The sequence below is a fragment of the Pseudomonas sp. ITEM 17296 genome (assembly GCF_028895205.1).
Classification (GTDB): domain Bacteria; phylum Pseudomonadota; class Gammaproteobacteria; order Pseudomonadales; family Pseudomonadaceae; genus Aquipseudomonas; species Aquipseudomonas kermanshahensis.
This window is the reverse complement of record NZ_WJRS01000030.1, coordinates 38,645-57,360: the sequence shown is the minus strand read 5'-3', so window position 1 is coordinate 57,360 and position 18,716 is coordinate 38,645. Positions and strand designations below refer to the sequence as shown.

Here is an 18,716-nt window from a genome sequence, read left to right as displayed (position 1 = left end):
GAAAAAGTGTGAAGAAGCGTCCTGCCTCGGCGTAGGATTCTATATCCTGCCTGGACTTCCTCTTGTGTCAAAGCGCTTATGCCAAACCTTTTATTGGTCGAAGACGACAGTGCCTTGTCCGAACTGATCGCCAGCTACCTGCAACGCAATGATTTCCATGTCCAGGTGATCGCCCGCGGCGACCACGTGCTGGACGCGTTTCGCCGGCAAAAGCCTGACCTGGTGATCCTCGACCTGATGCTGCCCGGCATCGATGGCTTGCAACTGTGCCGCTTGCTGCGCCAGGAATCGCAGAGCCTGCCGATCCTTATGCTGACCGCCCGTGACGACAGCCACGATCAAGTGCTGGGCCTGGAAATGGGCGCGGACGATTACGTGACCAAGCCCTGCGAGCCCCGTGTGCTGCTGGCCCGTGTGCGCACGTTGTTGCGCCGCAGCAGCGTCAATGAGCCGCGCCTGGACAGCGATTTGATCCAGATCGGCGGCCTGCGCATCGACCTGGCCGAGCGCACCGTCAGCTGGCGCGGCGAAGAGGTGGAGCTGTCCAGCGGCGAGTACAACTTGCTGGTGGTGCTGGCGCGCAACGCGGGCGAAGTGCTGAACCGCGACCGCATCCTGCAGCAACTGCGCGGCATCGAGTTCAACGGCACCGACCGTTCGGTGGACGTCGCCATCTCCAAGCTGCGCCGCAAGTTCGACGACAGTGCTGGCGAGGCGCGCAAGATCAAGACCGTGTGGGGCAAAGGCTACCTGTTCAGCCGTGTCGAGTGGGAGTGCTGACCGAGCATGCTGAAGATCCTGGTGCGCCTGTACCTGCTGATCATCGTCGCCTACGCTGGTGCGCTGCTGTTCATCCCTGACTCCATCGTCGGCCTGTTCCATGAACGCTTCATGGCGTACAACCTGGACCAGACCAAAGGCGTGCAGTCGCTGATCGTCCGCCAGTTCCACCAAGCCCCGCAAGAGCAGTGGCCAGCGGTGGAGCGAGACCTGGCCAATGCCTTCGCACCGCTTGAGGTCAAGCTGCTGCGCATGGACCAGGCCGACCTCAGCGCGGATGAACAGGCCCGGCTGGAACATGGCTTGTACGCCGTGCGCATCGCAGACTGGGGTTATTACGAGACGGTGCTGGCACCGCTCGACAAGGACTGGCTGGTGCGCCTGCATGCGCCGCCTGATCCACTGGACATCAACGTGCTGTCCTGGGGCGTGACGGTGTTGATCGGTGCAGCCATGCTAGGCTGCCTGCTGCTGTGGGTGTGGCCGCACTGGCGTGACCTGGAGCGGCTCAAGGAAACCGCTCGACGCCTGGGTCAGGGGCAGATGGCAGAACGTACGCACATCTCGCCGCACTCGAACATCGGTGAGCTGGCCGGGGTGTTCGACACCATGGCCAGCGACCTGGAACGCCACGTCAACCAGCAGCGCGAGCTGCTCAATGCCGTGTCCCACGAACTGCGCACCCCACTGACCCGCCTGGACTTCGGCCTGGTGCTGCTGTTCGACGAAGTGCCGGCTGCCAGCCGCAAGCGGCTGTTGGAGCTGGTCGGCCATGTGCGTGAACTGGATGAGCTGGTGCTGGAGCTGTTGTCCTACAGCCGTTTGTACAACGCCGACCAGGCGCGCGAGCGGGTCGAGGTATCGCTGCTGGAGCTGGTAGACAGCGTGCTGGGCAGTTTTGCCGAAGAGCTCGACAGCCGTGGCATCCAATGGGAAGTGCGGGCCGAGCGTGAACTGCCACGCTTTGTGCTCGACCCCCGGTTGACCGCGCGGGCCGTACAGAACCTGGTGCGCAACGCGATGCGTTATTGCGACGAAAGCCTGTTGCTGAGGTTGCGGCTCGAGGATGACGGTGCCTGCCTGCTGACGGTCGAGGATGACGGGATTGGTATCCCGGTCGAGGAGCGTGAGCGGATTTTCCAACCGTTCTACCGGTTGGACCGTAGCCGTGATCGCAATACCGGCGGGTTTGGCTTGGGGCTTGCAATCAGTCGACGGGCCATCGAAGGGCAGGGCGGGACATTGACGGTGGCGCAATCGGCGCTGGGTGGGGCGCAGTTCAGGATTCGTTTGCCGGCGGGTGGGTAGATTGGCTGTGCCGGCCCGCGAAAGGGCCTAGCCTGCTAGCTGCTGCTTTCGGCGAAACGACTCGTCCACAGCACGAACCGATCCTTGCCGCTAGCCTCACGCCCATGCGCCGCAGTGCCGGTTTGCCCGCGCGCATCGCACTGGTACTCTTGTGGGCCAAATCTTGTCGTTTGGCAGATCGTATTTCAGGGAGTTGAACATGCAAGGCAAGGCCCGCAAGATCGTCCAGGCCATTCTTTACGAAGCCATCGCCGTTGCCTGCGTGGCACCCGCGCTGGAACTGGCGTTTGGCGCCGGGATGGCTCAGTCGGCGGTGTTGTCCGTCCTGATGTCGGGGATCGCCATGAGCTGGAACATGGCATTCAACTGGGGTTTCGAGCGTTGGGAGGCGCATCAGCCGCAACGCGCACGCACCTTCATGCGCCGGGTCTTGCATGCCTTGGGCTTTGAAGGCGGGCTGGTGGTGATTTTGTTGCCGCTGGTGGCGTGGTGGCTCGATGTCAGCCTGTGGGCGGCCTTCTTGACCAACCTGGCCCTGTTCGTGTTCTTCTTCGTGTATGCGTTCGTTTTCCAGTGGGGGTTCGACAAGGTGTTCGATGTGCCGCTTTCGGCGCAGCAGGCAAAGTGTTGACTTGCTGCCCTGCGGCGGGATAAGTTCCTACCCCATGAATACCTTCCCGCACGTGAACGCCATTATTATTACCGCCATTATCAGTTTGGCGGGCTAGCGCTTACGTGCACCTAACCCGCCCTGGAGGCGGGTTTTTACTCTCTGACTCCTGGGCAACGTGAAAATAGCCAAGGAGTCATCGATGACCAGCTTCAGCGCCAACCTGCGTACCCCTGTCACGCCACAGCAACTGCTGTCGGAGCAGGTACGGCGTATTCTCGCCGCACCGGTGTACGACCTGGCCATCGAAACGCCGCTGCAGGCAGCGCCAGCACTGTCCGCCAGCCTGGGCAACCAAGTGTTGCTCAAGCGTGAAGACCTGCAACCCACCTTCTCATTCAAGATCCGCGGTGCCTACACCCGCCTGTCACGGCTGACGCCCGCCCAGCGCGAACGCGGGGTGATCACCGCGTCCGCCGGCAACCATGCCCAAGGCGTGGCGCTGGCGGCTTCGCACCTGGGGCTGAAAGCCACCATCGTCATGCCAACCACCACGCCCTCGTTGAAAGTGGAGGGCGTGCGCTCGCGTGGTGGCCATGTGGTGCTGCACGGTGAGAGCTTCCCCCATGCACTGGCCCACGCCCTGCAATTGGCCGACAGCGAAGGTGCCACCTTCGTACCGCCGTTCGATGACCCAGACGTGATCGCCGGTCAAGGCACCGTGGCCATGGAGATCCTGCGTCAGCGCCCAGGTGCACTGGATGCGATCTTCGTCCCAGTGGGCGGTGGTGGGTTGGTGGCGGGCATTGCGGCCTACGTGAAATACCTGCGGCCCGAGGTCAAGGTGATCGGCGTCGAGCCGGAGGACTCCAATTGCCTGCAGGCGGCCTTGGCCGCGGGCGAGCGGGTGATCCTGCCGCAAGTCGGCACCTTTGCCGATGGCGTGGCGGTGGCGCAGGTCGGTGCTCACTGTTTTGAGCTGTGCAGGCACTTCGTCGATGAAGTGATCACCGTTAACAGCGACGAACTGTGCGCAGCAATCAAGGACATCTACGACGACACCCGCTCGATCACTGAACCTTCCGGTGCCCTGGCTGTGGCCGGCATCAAGAAATACGTGGCCCGCGAAGGCGTGCAGGGGCAGACCTTGGTGGCGATCGACTCTGGTGCCAATGTCAATTTCGACCGCCTGCGCCATGTGGCGGAGCGGGCCGAGCTGGGTGAACAGCGTGAGGCGATCATCGCCGTGACGATCCCTGAGCAGCCAGGCAGTTTCCGCGCATTTTGCCAGGCACTGGGCAAACGCCAGATCACCGAGTTCAACTACCGCTATTACCCGGGCAAAGAAGCGCGTTTGTTTGTCGGGGTGCAGACACACCCGCTGCACGACCCTCGGGAAAACCTGCTGACCAACCTCGCCGAGCAGGGTTACAGCGTGCTCGACCTGACCGACAACGAACTGGCCAAGCTGCATGTACGCCACACTGTAGGCGGGCATGCGGCGCCGGGAGCGGATGAGCGTGTGCTGCGCTTCGAGTTCCCGGAGCGGCCAGGGGCGCTGTTGGGGTTCCTGGAGCGGTTGGGCAAACGCTGGAACATCAGCCTGTTCCATTACCGTAATCATGGTGCAGCGGAGGCGCGCGTATTTGCTGCGCTGGAAGTGCCAGGGGATGAGCTGGCGACGTTGCCGCAGACGCTGGATGAGATGGGCTACCGTTATTGGGATGAGACCGAAAACCCAGCGTACAAGCTGTTTCTGGGGTGACCTGTAGGAGCAGCCTTGCGCTGCGAAGAGGCCGGTGAAGACACCATTAATCTTCGCTGCTGCCACTGGCCTCTCCGCAGCGCAAGGCTGCTCCTACAGGTTGCGCGTAGCGCTGGGGTGCTTAGCGCTCACGCATAAAGAAGCCCGCCACATACTTGCGGAAGGTTTCCAGGCTCTTGAAGTCGGCATAGCGCTTGAAGTTCTCGGCATCCGGCTCCGGGCCAATTGGCTGCTCCAGTAGCGACACCGAAAGCACCCGGTCCTGATCCGAGGTCAGCACCAGCTCATCCATCACCTGCCCGCCGATCACCGGTCGACGCATCTGGACCTTCACGCCTTTGCTGGCCATCCAGTCGATCAGCGACACCAACGCCTTGAGTGGCTCACGCTCTTCGTCGCGGTACACCGGGAACAGGTGGGCGCGTGACAGCACGGGCACGCTGGCGACATGGATCAGCTCGTAAAAGTGGCTGCCAGCACTAGCAGGCGAATACAGCGCCAACGCCAAGAGCGGCCCGGCTGCACGGCTGCCTCCCCAATACAGGTGGTGGCCCTGGAAGTCGAACCCGTCTTCGCTGCGGCTATTGAACAGCTTGCGCCCTTTGATCTGGTCGACGCAGTCCAGCATCAGGCCATGCCGACGATGATTGCCGAACACCGTCGCCTCGCGCAGGCGGGCCTTGAGCATCATCATGTGCTTCATGTCCAGCCGGGTTTCCAGGTAGTTGCTGGCCGGTACCCGCTCCAGCAGCGGGTAGCGGCTGGCAACGCTGCGCAGCTCGGCAAACTGCCCGGTGAGGTCTTTTTTCAGGTGGGTGGCGTAGAGGTTCAAGCCGCTGATCTCGATCCAGGTCAGCAGCAGCGACAACAGCCGTTGTTGTTCGCGCCGGTCAGTGCCCTCACTGCCACTGTTGTCCTGGGCCGGGCGAAAGTCACCGATCAGGCGCAATGGCGTATCGGGTGGCAGCCAGGCCGCAGGCGGGGCAGGGTCGTCTTCGCGTTCTGCGGCTTCACGCTCGTCCTTGGTGAACGGGCAACCAGGCGCATGCTCGGCAGTGCCTGGGTTGTTTTTCAGGAACAGCGTGCCGGTGTTGCCGTTGAGGGTCACGTTCAGCACCGGCAGCGCGTCCTTGCGGCAGTCGCAGGCAAGCCATTGGTTGGCGTTACGCACCTTCATCAGCAACTGGTTGGCCTGCAGCAGGCGAGGGCCAGCGAGCGTGCCTGTGTTGAAACCGACCAGCAGCTCTTCTTCAGCGGGGGTCAGGCTGCGGACCTGCGCGGCGGTCTTATCGATGATTCGCATTAAGGGGCAGCTCCAAGCTACGAGCTTCAAGCTTCAAGCAAAGTTGAGCCGCTTTCAACCAGTTAAGTCATGTTTGCTAGTCTGGCTGGCGTCGCGGTGGACGTTCCTTTGGCCGGAGCTCCTCGCAATAGCAGTCCAGTGTCGCTTGACTAAAGTCAGAATTGGGTACTGTCAATTCTGCCAGTTGAAGATGAGCAGGTGCTGCTCCAGCATACAGCCTAAGCAAACGAACTAATCAGAGACGTTTGCGATGCTCCGATTGGACGATAAACGAACGTTATGATAGGCGCATGGCCAAATGAAAAGAACAGCAATGTTTGCATTAGATCAGCACTTATCCATCCTCATGACCCGCGGTATCCAGTCAGATGGCCCATTTTGCTACACACTTTATGGAGGGCTTTGGCCATCTGTAGATCTTTTACTGGCTTACAACGGTGAACGCTTGGACCCCGTGACGGAAAGTTATCCCCTGGGAAACGGCTACCGAAACTACAACCCTCGGATTATGCGGTTTACAAGCCCCGACGGGCTCAGCCCTTTTGGCAAAGGGGGGAGAAACGCCTATGCATACTGCGAGGGAGACCCAATGAACAACGTTGATCCGTCGGGACACTCCATTGTGGGAATACTGATGCAATTTCATCGCTTTACAGCCTGGGTAGCTGGCGCTTTAGGTTATAGGGCTATTACTAGTGGTATCAACCCCTCCGCTGTGAGCTACGGTGCTCTATCTATTGCGGCCGCAGCGGCGGCGGAAATAGCAGATGTTAATCCTCTGACGCAAACTACCTTGCGAGCTGTAGCAGTCGTTAGCGGTGCTTTAGCTAAATATAATGAGAACGTCGTACCAACGATAAGGGAGGACCTCGGTCGCATACGCGACACTATGGCTGCTGCAGCGCCTGTTGCCGAACAGCTTGGGCAATCGATGAGGGCTGTCCGTGATGTACTCGGTTAACGATGTGGTTGGCCGATCAGAAGGGTACTGAAAGTAGAAGTGTTTAGCTGTTCGCCTGTATCCGGTGAGGGCAAAAGGCCCTCCGCCGGATGTTTCCCGCAGGCGCATCACAAGACAGAGGCGCGCCCAATCAGAGCGGGTACAAAACGCGCCGCTCAGTTACCACTGAACATCTGCGCGGCGCGGGCGCGAATCTCGTCAGGGCTGAGGTCCTCCTTGTGGGTCGAGACGAACCAGATATTGCCGAACGGGTCCTTGAGGGTGCCGCTGCGGTCGCCATAGAACTGGTCCGTCACTTCGCGCAGCTGGGTGGCGCCGCAGGCCAGGGCCTGGGCATAGACCTTGTCGCAGTCTTCGACATACAGGTGCAGGCCTACAGCCGCGCCCGCGAGTTTCTGGCTGGCGGTAAGGCCACCTTCCATGTCGCAGGGGTCGCCGAGCATCAGCGACGAATCGCCGATTTTCAATTCAGCATGCCCCACGCGACCGCCCGGTGCGTCGAGGCGGAACATCTCGACCGCGCCAAAGGCTTTCTTGTAGAACTCGATGGCCTTGGCGGCGTCGTTGATGCCCAAGTAGGGCGTGATGCTGTGCTGGCCTTCGGGGATGGGTTTGGCTGCCATGTTCGCTCTCCTTTGAAACGGGCGCCGGTTGGCGCCCTTTTGCTTAGAGTCGTTTGCACAGATGGAAAATCGACAGCGGCGCTAGACCGATTTTCTATAACGGCGGCCGTCAGAAGATGTAATCGGTGGTCAGGAAGCTCGATTGGCGATTGCGGATGATCTCGCTGATCAGCGTCTTGTTGGCCTCCTGGAACTTGGTCGCCACCAACGTGCGGATCGAGAACACGCGCAGGGCGTCATGCACCGACAAGGTACCTTCGGCACTGTTCTTGCGGCCGTTGAACGGGTAGGTGTCTGGCCCGCGTTGGCACTGGGCGTTGATATTGATGCGGCCGACCTGGTTGGCAAAGGTGTCCACCAGGCTGCCGATGGTCGCCGGGTCGTTGCCGAACAGGCTCAGTTGCTGGCCGTAGTCGGAGTCGAGCACGTAGTCAATGACGGTTTCCAGGTCGCGATAGGGCACCACCGGCACCACTGGGCCGAACTGCTCCTCGTGGTACACGCGCATGTCATGGCTCACCGGGTACAGCAGGGCGGGGTAGAAGAACGACCCGCGGCTTTGCCCACCGCCTTCGTTGATGACCCGTGCCCCCTTGGCTGTGGCATCGGCCACCAGGCCATCGAGGTAGTCGACCTTGCCCGGTTCCGGCAGTGGTGTCAGCGCCACACCGGGTTCCCATGGCATGCCAGGTTTGAGCGCGGCGAGTTTGCGCTGGAATTTTTCCAGGAAGGCGTCGATCACATCTTCATGGACGAACAGTACCTTCAGCGCCGTACAGCGCTGGCCGTTGAATGACAGGGCACCTGTCACGGCCTCTTCGACCGCGTTATCCAGGTCGACCTGGGGCAGCACGATGCCGGGGTTCTTGGCGTCCAGGCCCAAGGCCGCGCGCAGGCGGTGTGGGCGCGGGTGCAGTTTTTTCAGGTCGCTGGCGGCCTTGTGGGTGCCGATGAAGGCGAACACATCGACCAGGCCGCTGGCCATCAGCGCGCTGACGGTTTCGCGGCCGCGGCCATAAATGACGTTGATCACCCCCGGTGGGAAGCTGTCGCGGAAGGCTTCGAGCAACGGGCGGATCAGCAATACGCCAAACTTGGCCGGTTTGAACACCACGGTGTTGCCCATGATCAGCGCCGGGATCAACGTGGTGAACGTTTCGTTCAGGGGATAGTTGTAGGGCCCCATGCACAATGCCACGCCCAGCGGTGCACGGCGGATCTGGCCGAGGGTGCCCTGTTCGAGCTCGAAGCGGCTGGAGCGGCGGTCGAGGTCTTTGAGCGCATTGATGGTGTCGACGATGTAGTCGCAGGTGCGGTCGAACTCTTTTTCCGAGTCCTTGAGGTTCTTGCCGATCTCCCACATCAGCAACTTGACCACGGCCTGGCGCTGCTCGCGCATGCGCGCCAGGAAGCTTTCGACGTGCTGTATGCGTTCGGCAACGCGCATCGTCGGCCAGGCGCCACGGCCCTTGTCGTAGGCCTGCACGGCAGCGTCGAGCGCGGTGAGGGCGGTGTCGGCGTCAAGCAGCGGGGCACTGCCGAGAATGACCTGGCGCTCGCCGTCGGCTTCCTTCAGCCAGACCGGGCTGCGCACCGTGGCCAGAGGGCCGTCCCAGCGCCTGAGCTGGCCGTTCACCAAATAGTCGCGTTGTTCCAGGGGAGCTTCCAGGCGCCAGGTGTCGGGGATGTTCTCGGCGGTCGGGAAAAGTGAATCGAGCAGACGGTCCATGGGTACTGCACCTCACATATCTGAGCGGAGTTCGTGCCAGGTGAAACGCTTCAGCTTCGAGCATGCACCGGTCACAGGAAAAACACCAGTCTGGCTCAACATTGCCTGCACTGCGCCGATACAGAGCTAACCCAGTGCGTCAGCAGGCCTATGATCACTTTCATTCCCCCAAGCGACGATACACAGACGGCCGCACTGCTGGCTTCGCCCTTGTTCTGGTTGGCGTTGGCCGCCATCGGCCTGCTCGGCCTCTGTGTCGTGCGGCTCAACGGCAAGCAGCGCCAGCTGCAGCTGCATAACCACGAACTGCGCCGGTCACAGGCACAGTTCGAACGCCTGGCGCACTACGACACCATTACCGGGTTGCCTAACCGGGTGCTGTTCCAGCGGCAACTGGCCGAGGCCATCGACAAGGGGCATGGCCTGGCCGTGCTGATGCTCGATATCGACGGGTTCAAACAGGTCAATGACAGCCTTGGCCACGCGATGGGCGACCTGCTGCTGCAGCAAGCGACCGCGCGCTTCCTGCAGGAGCTGGACCTGCACGACCGCGTCTGCCGCCTGGGCGGTGACGAGTTCGTGTTCATGCTCCAGGGCACACAGGGCCAGGTAACCCACCAGTTGCGCCATGTGCTGCGGTGCCTGCAGCGGCCGTTCGACCTCAAAGGTAACGCTGCATTGGTTACCGGCAGCATTGGCCTGGCCTGGTGCCCGCAGCATGGCGAGGATGTCGACAACCTGCTGCGCCACGCCGATACCGCCATGTACGCCGCCAAGGAAAGCGGGCGCAACACCTGGCGGGCGTATCACCCGGACATGACTGCGCGCTTGCAGCAACGCCTGGAATTGGAGCGCAACCTGCGGCGTGCGCTCAACAATGATGAATTCGAACTTTGGTACCAGCCCAAGGTGGACCTTTTCAGCGGCAAGCTGGAAGGTGTCGAGGCGCTGCTGCGCTGGCGCGACCCGCAAGCAGGCCTGGTGTCACCGGCCGAGTTCATCCCCTTGGCAGAGCGTACCGGGTTGATCATTCCCTTGGGCGAGCGCGTGCTGGAGCTGGCCTGTGCGCAGCTGGCAACCTGGCGTCGGGATGACTGCCTGCCCGGGCCGTTGGCGATCAATGTCGCGGCATTGCAGATCGAGCGCAGCGACTATGTATCGAGCCTGGCGATGGCCCTGGAGCGTCATGGCCTGGCCGCCAATCTGCTGGAGGTGGAGATTACTGAAAGCCTGTTGATGGAAAGCCAGCAGCAGGCCTGCGCGGTACTCGCGCAACTGCAGGCCATGGGCGTGGCCACTGCGGTGGATGACTTCGGCACCGGTTATTCGTCGCTGGCCTACCTGCGTGCGCTGCCTATCGACCACCTGAAGATCGACCGCGCGTTCATCAAGGACCTGCCCGCAGACGATGATGCGGTGGCCATTGCCCGTGCCATCATCGACCTGGGGCATGCCTTGGGTTATCGCATAACTGCCGAAGGCATCGAAACTCAGGAGCAGTACGATTTTCTGCGCAATGCCGGCTGCGATCAGGGGCAGGGCTACCTGATGGGGCGGCCGATGCCGGCCGCCGAGTTGCAAGGCTGGATAGCGCGTAACCCGCGTAGGCAGCGCCTGTCACCTGGGTAACAGACGCTTTTTCGCCGCTCTCTACAGGGGTAGGCGGAACAGATTGTGCGGCGGGTGCATCAACCACTCCTGGCGTAGCACGGGGTCAGCATCGATGGCTGCCAGACGCCGCCAGAACTCCGCGCGGGCTTGTTGCGGGCGGGCTATGAAGAAATCGTTTTCAAGCAGCGGCCTGAGGTCGCGGCGGTACTGAAGTGGCAAACGCTGCCACAGCGCAGCCTGTTCCGGGCCCGTTCCCTCGAAAAACTCTGCATAGTCCCCCTCGCACACCAGCAAATCGACTTCATGGGCGACATTGTAAGCATCGACCTGGGCGAGCATGCCTTCGCTCAGCCACTCACTTTCCAGGCACAGGGCTTCGGCGGACGGGCCGGGGAGGTTGAAATCCACCCGCAGCCGCTGGAACTGGTTGCCAGACAGGTCCAGGACGAGAGGCTCGGCAACGACGTCCAGGCCTAAGGGCAGTTCGACCAGCCCACACTCGGACAGGAACAGGGTTTTCAGGTGGTCAAGCCCGTGCAGGTCTGGCGCCTCCAGCAGCGGGTTGCCCGACAGGTCCAACACGATAAGCCCGGCGCACTGGTTCAGCGCTACCTGGTTGCGGTTGTCCCAGGTGATGCGGTTGTTGTCCAGATCAAGCCAGGTCAATCGATCGGGGTTGGCCACATACGGCAGGGCGTCGAACCGGCAATTGGACAGTAACAAGCGTTTCAATTTGGGAAAGCGCTCCAGGAACTCTGCAGGGAGCTGGCTGAGTGAAGGGTTGCTGTGCAGCGATATGTGCTCCACATGGGTGAAGTCGTCCGGCAGGGCCAGGCTGGCCAGGTCCTGGTTTTCCAGTTCGAGGCCGGAGAGGTCGAGGCTGGCGATCCGGCCACCGCCTGCGAGTGGCACGCTCGAGAGGCGCCGCCAGGCGTTGATGATTGGGCGGATCGCCCGCTGGCGTTGGTGCGGGCGTTGAGGGTCGGGGCGGGCCCATTCCTGCAGGTTGCGGCGCAAGGTATCCAGGCGTTGTTGCAGGTCGCGCAGCCTTTGTGTCGGTGAGCGAAGGTCATTGTCTTCAGGGTCGCTTCCGAGTACATCTTCGATTTCCGAATCAGTGGCATCGGGGTACAGGCGGCGATAGGCGCCGGCCAGTGAACCTGTGTGGCGCGGGTGCGGGGCTTGTGGGGCGAGTGGGCGACCTCCACGCAGCTGGACTGGGCGGGCGCGACGCCTGGCGCGTGGCCCCCACAGCCGTTGTGCAAGGTCATCTCGGTTGTCGTTGACCCAAGCCAGGACGCGCTGGCGTAACGTACGCCCATCGGCCTGGACAATCGCCAGCGCGTCGCGCTGGATGTGCGGCAGTGCCTGCTCCACAGCGCGGCACAGGTCCATGTCCCGCGTGGTGGGGGCAGGGCGCTGCCCCAGGTCCGCCTCATAGCCTTCTGCGCTTTTGATCACCCGGCAGACACGGCCTGCTGAGCTGCTGCCGATATGTTCAAGCAGAGGGCCTTCGGGGCTACCCGCACGCAGCTCCAGGCGCACATCGCGCGGCCAGTCGGGCAAGCCATCGAGGGCACTGAACAGCAAACGTTCGCTATCGGCACCGGCCCGAGCGGGAACGAGCACGCCTTCCACGGCACGTACCAGAGGCAGTTCGCTGTGCGTGTGTTCAACCTGCTGACGCAGCCAGGCCGGTAACACCGCGTCGTTTTCCCAGGCGAGGGATTGCGCGGCGCTTAGGGGCGCCAGTAGACGCCTGGCGAGTACGGCCGACAGGCGAGGGTAGGCTTCCAGCAATCTGCGTGTTGCCGGTTCGATGGGCGCATCGCCGTTATACAACCGTTCGAACAGGTTGCCCGGCGCGTCGTTGCCCAGCGCAACCACCTTCGCTTGCGCGGCCATACGTTGCAGGGTGTCGAGCAGCAAAGCCGGTGGCGGCTGCCCTTCGAGGTGCACGCGGCGCAGGTACGCGGCGTCGGTCCCACACATGCGGCCAGCCAGCTCAAGTTGTTCGGGTGTGAACGCTGCGTAGTTTTCCCCCAAGCGGCGAGCCAGTATTGCGAAGGACCACTGTGATGGCTGTTCATGGCTGGCGCGCCAGGCACCCTGTTGATTGTGCTCCAGAGGCGGCTGCCAAGCGTCCTGCGCGTGTGGGTGCACAAGCCGCCACTGTTGTGTCTGCGTGTCCAGGCGCTGTTCGTAGAGGTGGCCATCCATGCGAATGAAATACCGGCCATCGTGCAGGTACTGGCCTTGAGCATTGGCGTGCACGCTCTGTGGCAAGTCCAGGGGGCTGCGATAGGGTGTGAGGTCTGCCTGCCAGAGCCGGTAGCGGCCATCGGGCTTGCGAACTTCCTGCAGGCTCTCCAGCAGCGGGCTTTTGAACAACTTCGGCACCACGTGGCCAGCGACCACCAGCCCGCCGATCAGGGCCAGGTTCAGGCCGACCGCCTCCAGGTGACGCAATGCCAGGTGGCGGTCACCCTGATGCCAGGCCTCATAGCCTTCGTACACTTCGCCAAGCAGTTGGCACGCCGTCACCGCCAGCATCAGCGTGCCCACGGCGGGGATGAAGAAGCCGGCCAAGTTGAGCGCGTCCATGCCGAGGTCTTCCCACGCTTGCAGGCGGTTTGCCCGCGCCGTGGCGTCGGCTTCGGCGGTCGGCACCGCCAGCTGGCGAGCTTCGCGCTTGAGGCGGTCAAGGTGCAGCGCCTGATAAAAAGCAAAAGGTTCCTCGGTGATTGCCAGCCGTGTGGGGCGCAAGTCCGCCTCAGGGGCCCGCTGCCATGCCTTGTCGTTGGCAGAAGCGCCTGAGGCGTCAAGGTTTTGGTGCAGCAAGTCAAGAAAGTGTTGCTGCTGACCCTGCTCCACGTACGCCATGAACGCCTGCCGGTCGGTGGGTTCCAGCAGCAGGGCCGCCAGTGCCTCGTGTACAGCCTCAAGGTCGGCGCATTGACGCAGGGCCTGGTCGTGGCCTGGCAAATAGAGCAGCAGCCCGCTGATGCCGGTGTCGATCAGCATCACCTCATGCAAGGTGATACCGAACAGTGCCAGTTGCCAGCAAGGCATCTCGTTGCCCTGCAGAAACAGGTCGACTTGGTCGCGCGCGGTGCCGGTGAGCACATGCCGTAGGTAAGCCAGGTCGGCCGCCAGGCGCAGCCTATCCTTGTACACGGCGATCGCCTGTTCGCGTACGTGTGGCTTAGCGAAGTGGTGCTGCAGATGGGCCTGGTATTGCTGCCCCAAATCGAGCGAACGGCACAGTGCGGCGAAGCCAGCGGGTGTGAGCGGCAGCCGCTCCACCTGGTAGCGCTCCGACACCAGCGGGAAGTGCGCTGGGGGTGTTTGCGGGCCCAGTACTGCGGTGCCCCGTACCTGAACGGGTGTGACCTGGATCGTGTGGCTTGGTGCAATGGCGCTCTGGGCGCTGAAGCGTTCGTCATCGGTGAAGTTCTGCAGCGCGGCCTGCAGCAGCGTGTCACGACGATGACTGTTCAGGTAACGCATGCCTGCCCAATGCCAGGTGCTTTCTACCCGAAGCAGTTCGGTGCCACGAAGCGGGGCGCTGCACCCGTGTTCGGCAAGGCGTGCCGTCAGCCGGGGCTCAGCGAACGCAGTGATTTGCTCAAGCCCCTCAAGGGCCCGGGCCAAGGTGCTTTGCGAGCGCAGCAGGCGCGACTGGCTACGGTGCACGGCCTGGCGAAGATCGGGGGCGGCGTTGGCAAACCAGGCCTGCGTGTAATAGGCCGGTAGTTGGCTTTGCCTCAAACTGTGCCATTGAGGCGGGGCTATTGAGTGTGCCCAGGTGGGCAATTGTGTTTCCAATAGCGTTTGATGCGGTTCGAGCGTTGAAAGGGTTGGCATGTCGATGCTCCTTTATGAGGAGAGAGCATCAAACGGTATTGGTTAATAACCAGGTGGTAACCCGGTATTGCCTGCAACTCAACAGGCGTCATGTGTTAGCGTCACACGATCATCAAAATAAAAGCGTTTTTTGACGTCATAAAATAGATTGGCATGCTGTCAAAGTGCCGCTTGCCAAACCGTTGCCTGGCATCTTAAATTGTTACTGAATGTGAGAGTGAAGTTTCGATAGTAATCTTTTGTATATCAGTGCGTTGGGTGTGTTTATTACAGCTAATTATGATCTTGTTCTGATCTGCCCATAGACAACATCAAAGGACGTCGAAGAAGAATGAAACAGCACTTGGCAGCGGTGGCACGAAAACTCATCTCTCCTTCGACGCGCTACGAGATCAGGCTGCTTGCCAGCCAAGTCCGCGAAGTGCTTGGCCGAGCCTGTGTCTGGCGGTGGGAGGTCGCCAGGTTCAGGCTGCAGCAGGAAAGCCCCTACGAAATCCTCTACATCGGGCGCAAGCAGCAGCGCGAGATGGCCAAGCTGCTGATTGGTGGCAAGGCTCCGGGCAATGCTCCGGTTGCCGGCAGCAGTGCAGAGCCAGACGCGTCGAACCATGTGGTGGTGGTAAGTGAAATGCCCACCACAGGGGCGTTGTCCGTGCCGCACTACCTGAGTGCCGTGGTACCACTGGGGCGAACGCTGGATGACATTACCGCCCGCTACGACAGCGAGTTGCGCCGTAGCATTCGCAAGAACCGGCCGCTTTATCAGATGAGGCAGACGCTGTCGGATGAAGAAATCGCAATGGCTGACAGCCAGTTACTGCGCCCCTATGCCACGGCCAGGCAGGGTATTCATGCTGCGCAGTTTCCCACGGACGATGTGTTCCGCATTGCCAAGAGCGTTGGGCGCCTGGACCTCATCACCTTGGGCGACGAAGTGATCGGTTGCCACCTGGGTTGTGAAGTCACGCGCGGTGGCAAGCGCTACTGGAGCACCCTGCGTTTTGGTTATAGCGAAGCGGTGTTTTCAGATGCGAAAAAACTGCGTGAGGTGAACTCCATCACCACCTTCATGGCGCTGGAGTGGGCGTTGCAACATGGCTTCGATTATTACGACATTGGCCTGTGCCTGGCGCGGCCGGATGACGGTTTGCTGAAGTGGAAAAGAAGGCGCGGTGGCGACATTGATTCGTTGGGCAACCACGCCTACCTGTTCGTGCGGCTACCCAAGACCGGGACGGCGAAATTTCTATGGGAAACGCCAATGTTCGCGGTTGAAGGCGACAAATTGACACTGCACCTGGGCTTGCCGGACGGGCCGAGCGATGAAGAGGTCGCCAGCCGGTACCACGAGATGGTCTTTGGCGGCCTGCACAAGATCTACCTCTATGGTGACCAACGTTCGGGCGAGTCGTTTATCGAGTCCTTGCGCACGCGTTACGCCAATTTACAGTCGCCGCCGACGATGGAAAGGATCACATCCAACTGAGTCGTTCAAAGGCTTGTGACCACGCCACCCCGGGGAGCACTTCATGGGCAGCGATATCTCCAAATTCAGCGCACCGTCTGCCGGTAAACGGCATAAGTGGACCCTTGCCGCGTACAAATACATGGCGCGCAAGCGGCTCGCACGTAATTCTGCCATCGACCTGAAAAGCATCGCGTCAAAAAGCTGGGATATCGCGCCTGGTGAAACAACGGTTTCCCCGCCCGCCTTCTATTTGCCCAATCAGCTGGAGCGGGTGACGGGGTGGGAGGCAAAGCGCTTCTACCCCTACGTGCATCCCGCCCGCACGATGGAGGGTGGGCTCAGCGTGGCGCAGGGCCCTACACGTGGGTACCTGATCAAGGACGTATGGTTGGTCGATGGCGCGCTCTACAAAGGCAAGGCCAGCCACTGGTTATCCTTGAAACCGAGCACCTTCCCGCGGGTTGTGGTGGAGCACGAGATCGAGCGCGCGGCCATCTACTGCACGCAAAATGGCAACTCCTGGTTTGGCACCTGGTTGATGGAAGACTGCGTCACCTATGCCCTGGCCTGCAACGAGGGCGTACCGGTGACCACTGCGCCCTCTGCGCGCTACCCACTGTTTACCCAGGCGCCGGCTTATGAAGACTGGCTGGGCATGAAGCCCCTTCGTTTGCGCAGTGCGTTTTTCCGTGAGCTGGTGCTGTTCGACGACCAGAGCAACAACCAAAGCCGCCACTTGCGCTACCGAGCCATGGGCGAAAAGCTGCTGTCGCATGTGCCCCACGAACCACACCCCGGTGTGTTCATATTGCGTGGTGGCGACGGCGACTTGCGCTTCCTGCGCAATGAAATGGCCGTAGCAGAGCACTTGCGCACGCACTGGGGCTTTCGCATTGTCGACCCGCTGAAAACCGACGTGCCGAGCATTATCGCGGCGTGCGCCGGTGCCAGGGTGGTGGCCGGGGTCGAAGGTAGCCAGCTGGTTCATGGCGTGAACGTGCTGCAGGCCGGTGGCTCAGTATTGACGTTGCAGCCACCGAACCGTTTTGTCAGTTATTACAAATACCTGACAGACCGCGACCAGCAGCACTTTGGCTTTGTGGTGGGCATGCCGGAAGGCGACGGGTTCAGGATCGACATCGATGAGGTGGAGCGCACCCTGGATTTGATGCCGGTGTAGCTACCGGCCAAGCCTCAGGTAAACGCGCCAGATTTCGGTTCGGAAGGCCAACCATTAGCATTTGGTTTCTCAGCGATGAAACGCAAGGGCTTGCCTCCTTCACATCTTCGATTGATGAGCAATCACGATAGCGTCAGCCGCCGGGGTCTCCTGTGCGGCTTCTATCGCAGAAAAGTTCGCTATATCAGCGCCTTACACTTAATTGACCATTATTTAGCAGTACCGAGAAATGCCTGCAGTTTATGTGTGACGGCATTTTGACGAAGCCACCCCTTGCTCATTGAATTTTATTATGGTGTCGGATCATTGACGTAGTGTCATTGTGCCCATAAGCTCAAATCAACAGCGAGGAAGTCTCCCGCTAAACCCACCAATAAATATTTTTATTATCCTCTTTATAGGAGGGGGTTATGCGCTCGACACTGTTCATTAAATCAATCTTCTTGTTGGTGCTTTTAAGTGGCGCGGCGCGCGCTGCTGATTCGTATGTCAATCAAAACAGTGTCATTCCTGTCGCAACGGCAGGGTGGTTCTTCGCCTTTGCAGTCATCGGTTTTGTTGCCGTTGCCAATAGAAGAAAGATTTAAACGTTCTCGCGTGGCAAAGGTAATAGGGGGCTTTAACAGTTGATCAATTACGGGGCTTTTTTGGGCTGTCGGTAAATTGACGTCTGAGGTTTGTTGTTGATGGCTTCGCAGCCGCTGACAGCTTGTCAATTTTCCAACTGTTGCTATATTCCAGTGGCGACTCATCGCCATTAGCCGTAGGGTGTCGCAGCGGACGGGTCAGGCAGGGTGTCGAGGTGTCAAGGTACAGGGCCTCCAGGAAGGTTGAGGCCATCGCAGCAGGCAGTGCGGTTGCGAAGTGGAGCGAGAGTTGGTGTGCCGTTCTCATTTAGTGCTCTTTGTCAGGCCAGTAGGCCGGAGGGACCCTCATGGTACGTTCATTGTGTTCCGCTTTTTGCGTGCTGATGCTGTGGTCTGGTACCGGCAACGCGGTCGAAAATAGCGCAGCTTATCGGCTCAGCCCTGGCGATGTGGTGATGGTGTCCGTCTGGCAAGAGGAGAGCCTGCGTCAAGAAGCCACCGTGCTACCCGATGGCAGTATCACCTTCCCCTTGGCAGGGCGGATCGATGTCGCCGGCCTTGATGCCACGGCCGTTGAAAAACAGGTCGCTGCCAAACTCGAAAAATTCCTCCCCGACCCGAACGTCAGCGTTGTCGTCAAAAGCATCGCCGGCAACCTTGTGTACGTGCAGGGCAAAGTGATCAAGCCTGGGCCCGTACAAATGGCGGGGCCCACGGCCGTATTGCAGGCGTTGAGCATGTCGGGTGGTTTGGACAAATTCGCTGACGAAAGCGACATCAAGGTGGTTCGCGGCCAGGGGGCTTCCCAACGGATTCTGCCCGTGAGATATAAGGACCTGGTTTCCGGGCGTGACATGTCCACCAACATTCAACTTCAGGCTGGCGATACGCTGGTCGTTCCTTGATCTTGCCTTAATAAGAACA

The 18,716-nt window shown here is 60.8% G+C and carries 14 protein-coding genes and 1 pseudogene; 11 read left to right on the top strand and 4 right to left on the bottom strand.

The genetic code is table 11. From position 1 onward, the window contains the following. Nucleotides 1-78 precede the first annotated feature (78 nt). The 4 genes from GIB19_RS24350 (at nt 79) to ilvA (ending at nt 4,463) form a co-directional block, all read left to right on the top strand. On the top strand, nt 79-780 hold the full coding sequence (locus GIB19_RS24350; RefSeq protein ID WP_027596751.1) for a response regulator transcription factor: 702 nt from the start codon (nt 79-81) through the stop codon (nt 778-780). Between the two features lie 6 nt (nt 781-786). Next, nucleotides 787-2,088 (top strand): ATP-binding protein, encoded by a 1,302-nt coding sequence (locus GIB19_RS24345; protein ID WP_238211772.1) that lies wholly within the window; start codon nt 787-789, stop codon nt 2,086-2,088. A 199-nt stretch (nt 2,089-2,287) separates the two neighbouring features. Next, on the top strand, nt 2,288-2,719 hold the full coding sequence (locus GIB19_RS24340) for a PACE efflux transporter (protein WP_099429459.1): 432 nt from the start codon (nt 2,288-2,290) through the stop codon (nt 2,717-2,719). 181 nt (nt 2,720-2,900) lie between these two features. Beyond that, nucleotides 2,901-4,463, top strand: a complete 1,563-nt coding sequence (gene ilvA, locus GIB19_RS24335; RefSeq protein WP_027596754.1) for a threonine ammonia-lyase, biosynthetic — start codon at nt 2,901-2,903, stop codon at nt 4,461-4,463. A 121-nt stretch (nt 4,464-4,584) separates the two neighbouring features. Here ilvA and GIB19_RS24330 read toward each other — a convergent pair whose 3' ends face one another. Continuing rightward, nucleotides 4,585-5,766 (bottom strand): hypothetical protein, encoded by a 1,182-nt coding sequence (locus GIB19_RS24330; protein WP_027596755.1) that lies wholly within the window; start codon nt 5,764-5,766, stop codon nt 4,585-4,587. 298 nt (nt 5,767-6,064) lie between these two features. Here GIB19_RS24330 and GIB19_RS24325 point away from each other — a divergent pair. Both GIB19_RS24325 and GIB19_RS24320 read left to right on the top strand, forming a co-directional pair. Then, a pseudogene (locus tag GIB19_RS24325) lies at nt 6,065-6,322 on the top strand (RHS repeat-associated core domain-containing protein); the annotation flags it as partial. Between the two features lie 33 nt (nt 6,323-6,355). Further along, nucleotides 6,356-6,727: a hypothetical protein gene (locus tag GIB19_RS24320; protein WP_225876743.1), complete on the top strand. Its 372-nt coding sequence runs from the start codon at nt 6,356-6,358 to the stop codon at nt 6,725-6,727. Nucleotides 6,728-6,882: 155 nt separating this feature from the next. Here GIB19_RS24320 and GIB19_RS24315 read toward each other — a convergent pair whose 3' ends face one another. Next, nucleotides 6,883-7,350: a VOC family protein gene (locus GIB19_RS24315; RefSeq protein WP_099429457.1), complete on the bottom strand. Its 468-nt coding sequence runs from the start codon at nt 7,348-7,350 to the stop codon at nt 6,883-6,885. A gap of 109 nt (nt 7,351-7,459) precedes the next feature. Beyond that, entirely contained in the window at nt 7,460-9,079 is a 1,620-nt protein-coding gene (locus GIB19_RS24310; RefSeq protein WP_099429456.1) for an NADP-dependent glyceraldehyde-3-phosphate dehydrogenase, read from the bottom strand. A 150-nt stretch (nt 9,080-9,229) separates the two neighbouring features. On the opposite strand from GIB19_RS24310, the gene GIB19_RS24305 reads away from it, so the two are divergent. Beyond that, entirely contained in the window at nt 9,230-10,708 is a 1,479-nt protein-coding gene (locus GIB19_RS24305; RefSeq protein ID WP_274888328.1) for a putative bifunctional diguanylate cyclase/phosphodiesterase, read from the top strand. Between the two features lie 21 nt (nt 10,709-10,729). On the opposite strand, the gene GIB19_RS24300 is transcribed toward GIB19_RS24305, so the two are convergent. After that, the gene (locus GIB19_RS24300; protein ID WP_274888326.1) at nt 10,730-14,461 is read right to left on the bottom strand and encodes a dermonecrotic toxin domain-containing protein; all 3,732 of its coding nucleotides are present in this window, start codon (nt 14,459-14,461) and stop codon (nt 10,730-10,732) included. Nucleotides 14,462-14,888: 427 nt separating this feature from the next. On the opposite strand from GIB19_RS24300, the gene GIB19_RS24295 reads away from it, so the two are divergent. From GIB19_RS24295 to GIB19_RS24280, 4 genes are all read left to right on the top strand, one after another. Further along, a complete protein-coding gene (locus tag GIB19_RS24295) occupies nt 14,889-16,043 on the top strand; it encodes a hypothetical protein (protein WP_274888325.1) in 1,155 nt (384 codons plus the stop codon). A gap of 43 nt (nt 16,044-16,086) precedes the next feature. Next, the gene (locus GIB19_RS24290; RefSeq protein ID WP_085273385.1) at nt 16,087-17,205 is read left to right on the top strand and encodes a glycosyltransferase 61 family protein; all 1,119 of its coding nucleotides are present in this window, start codon (nt 16,087-16,089) and stop codon (nt 17,203-17,205) included. A gap of 410 nt (nt 17,206-17,615) precedes the next feature. Next, on the top strand, nt 17,616-17,792 hold the full coding sequence (gene eppA, locus GIB19_RS24285; RefSeq protein ID WP_077068395.1) for an EPS-associated small membrane protein EppA: 177 nt from the start codon (nt 17,616-17,618) through the stop codon (nt 17,790-17,792). A 347-nt stretch (nt 17,793-18,139) separates the two neighbouring features. After that, entirely contained in the window at nt 18,140-18,697 is a 558-nt protein-coding gene (locus tag GIB19_RS24280) for a polysaccharide biosynthesis/export family protein (protein WP_274888324.1), read from the top strand. The last annotated feature ends 19 nt before the right edge of the window (nt 18,698-18,716 follow it).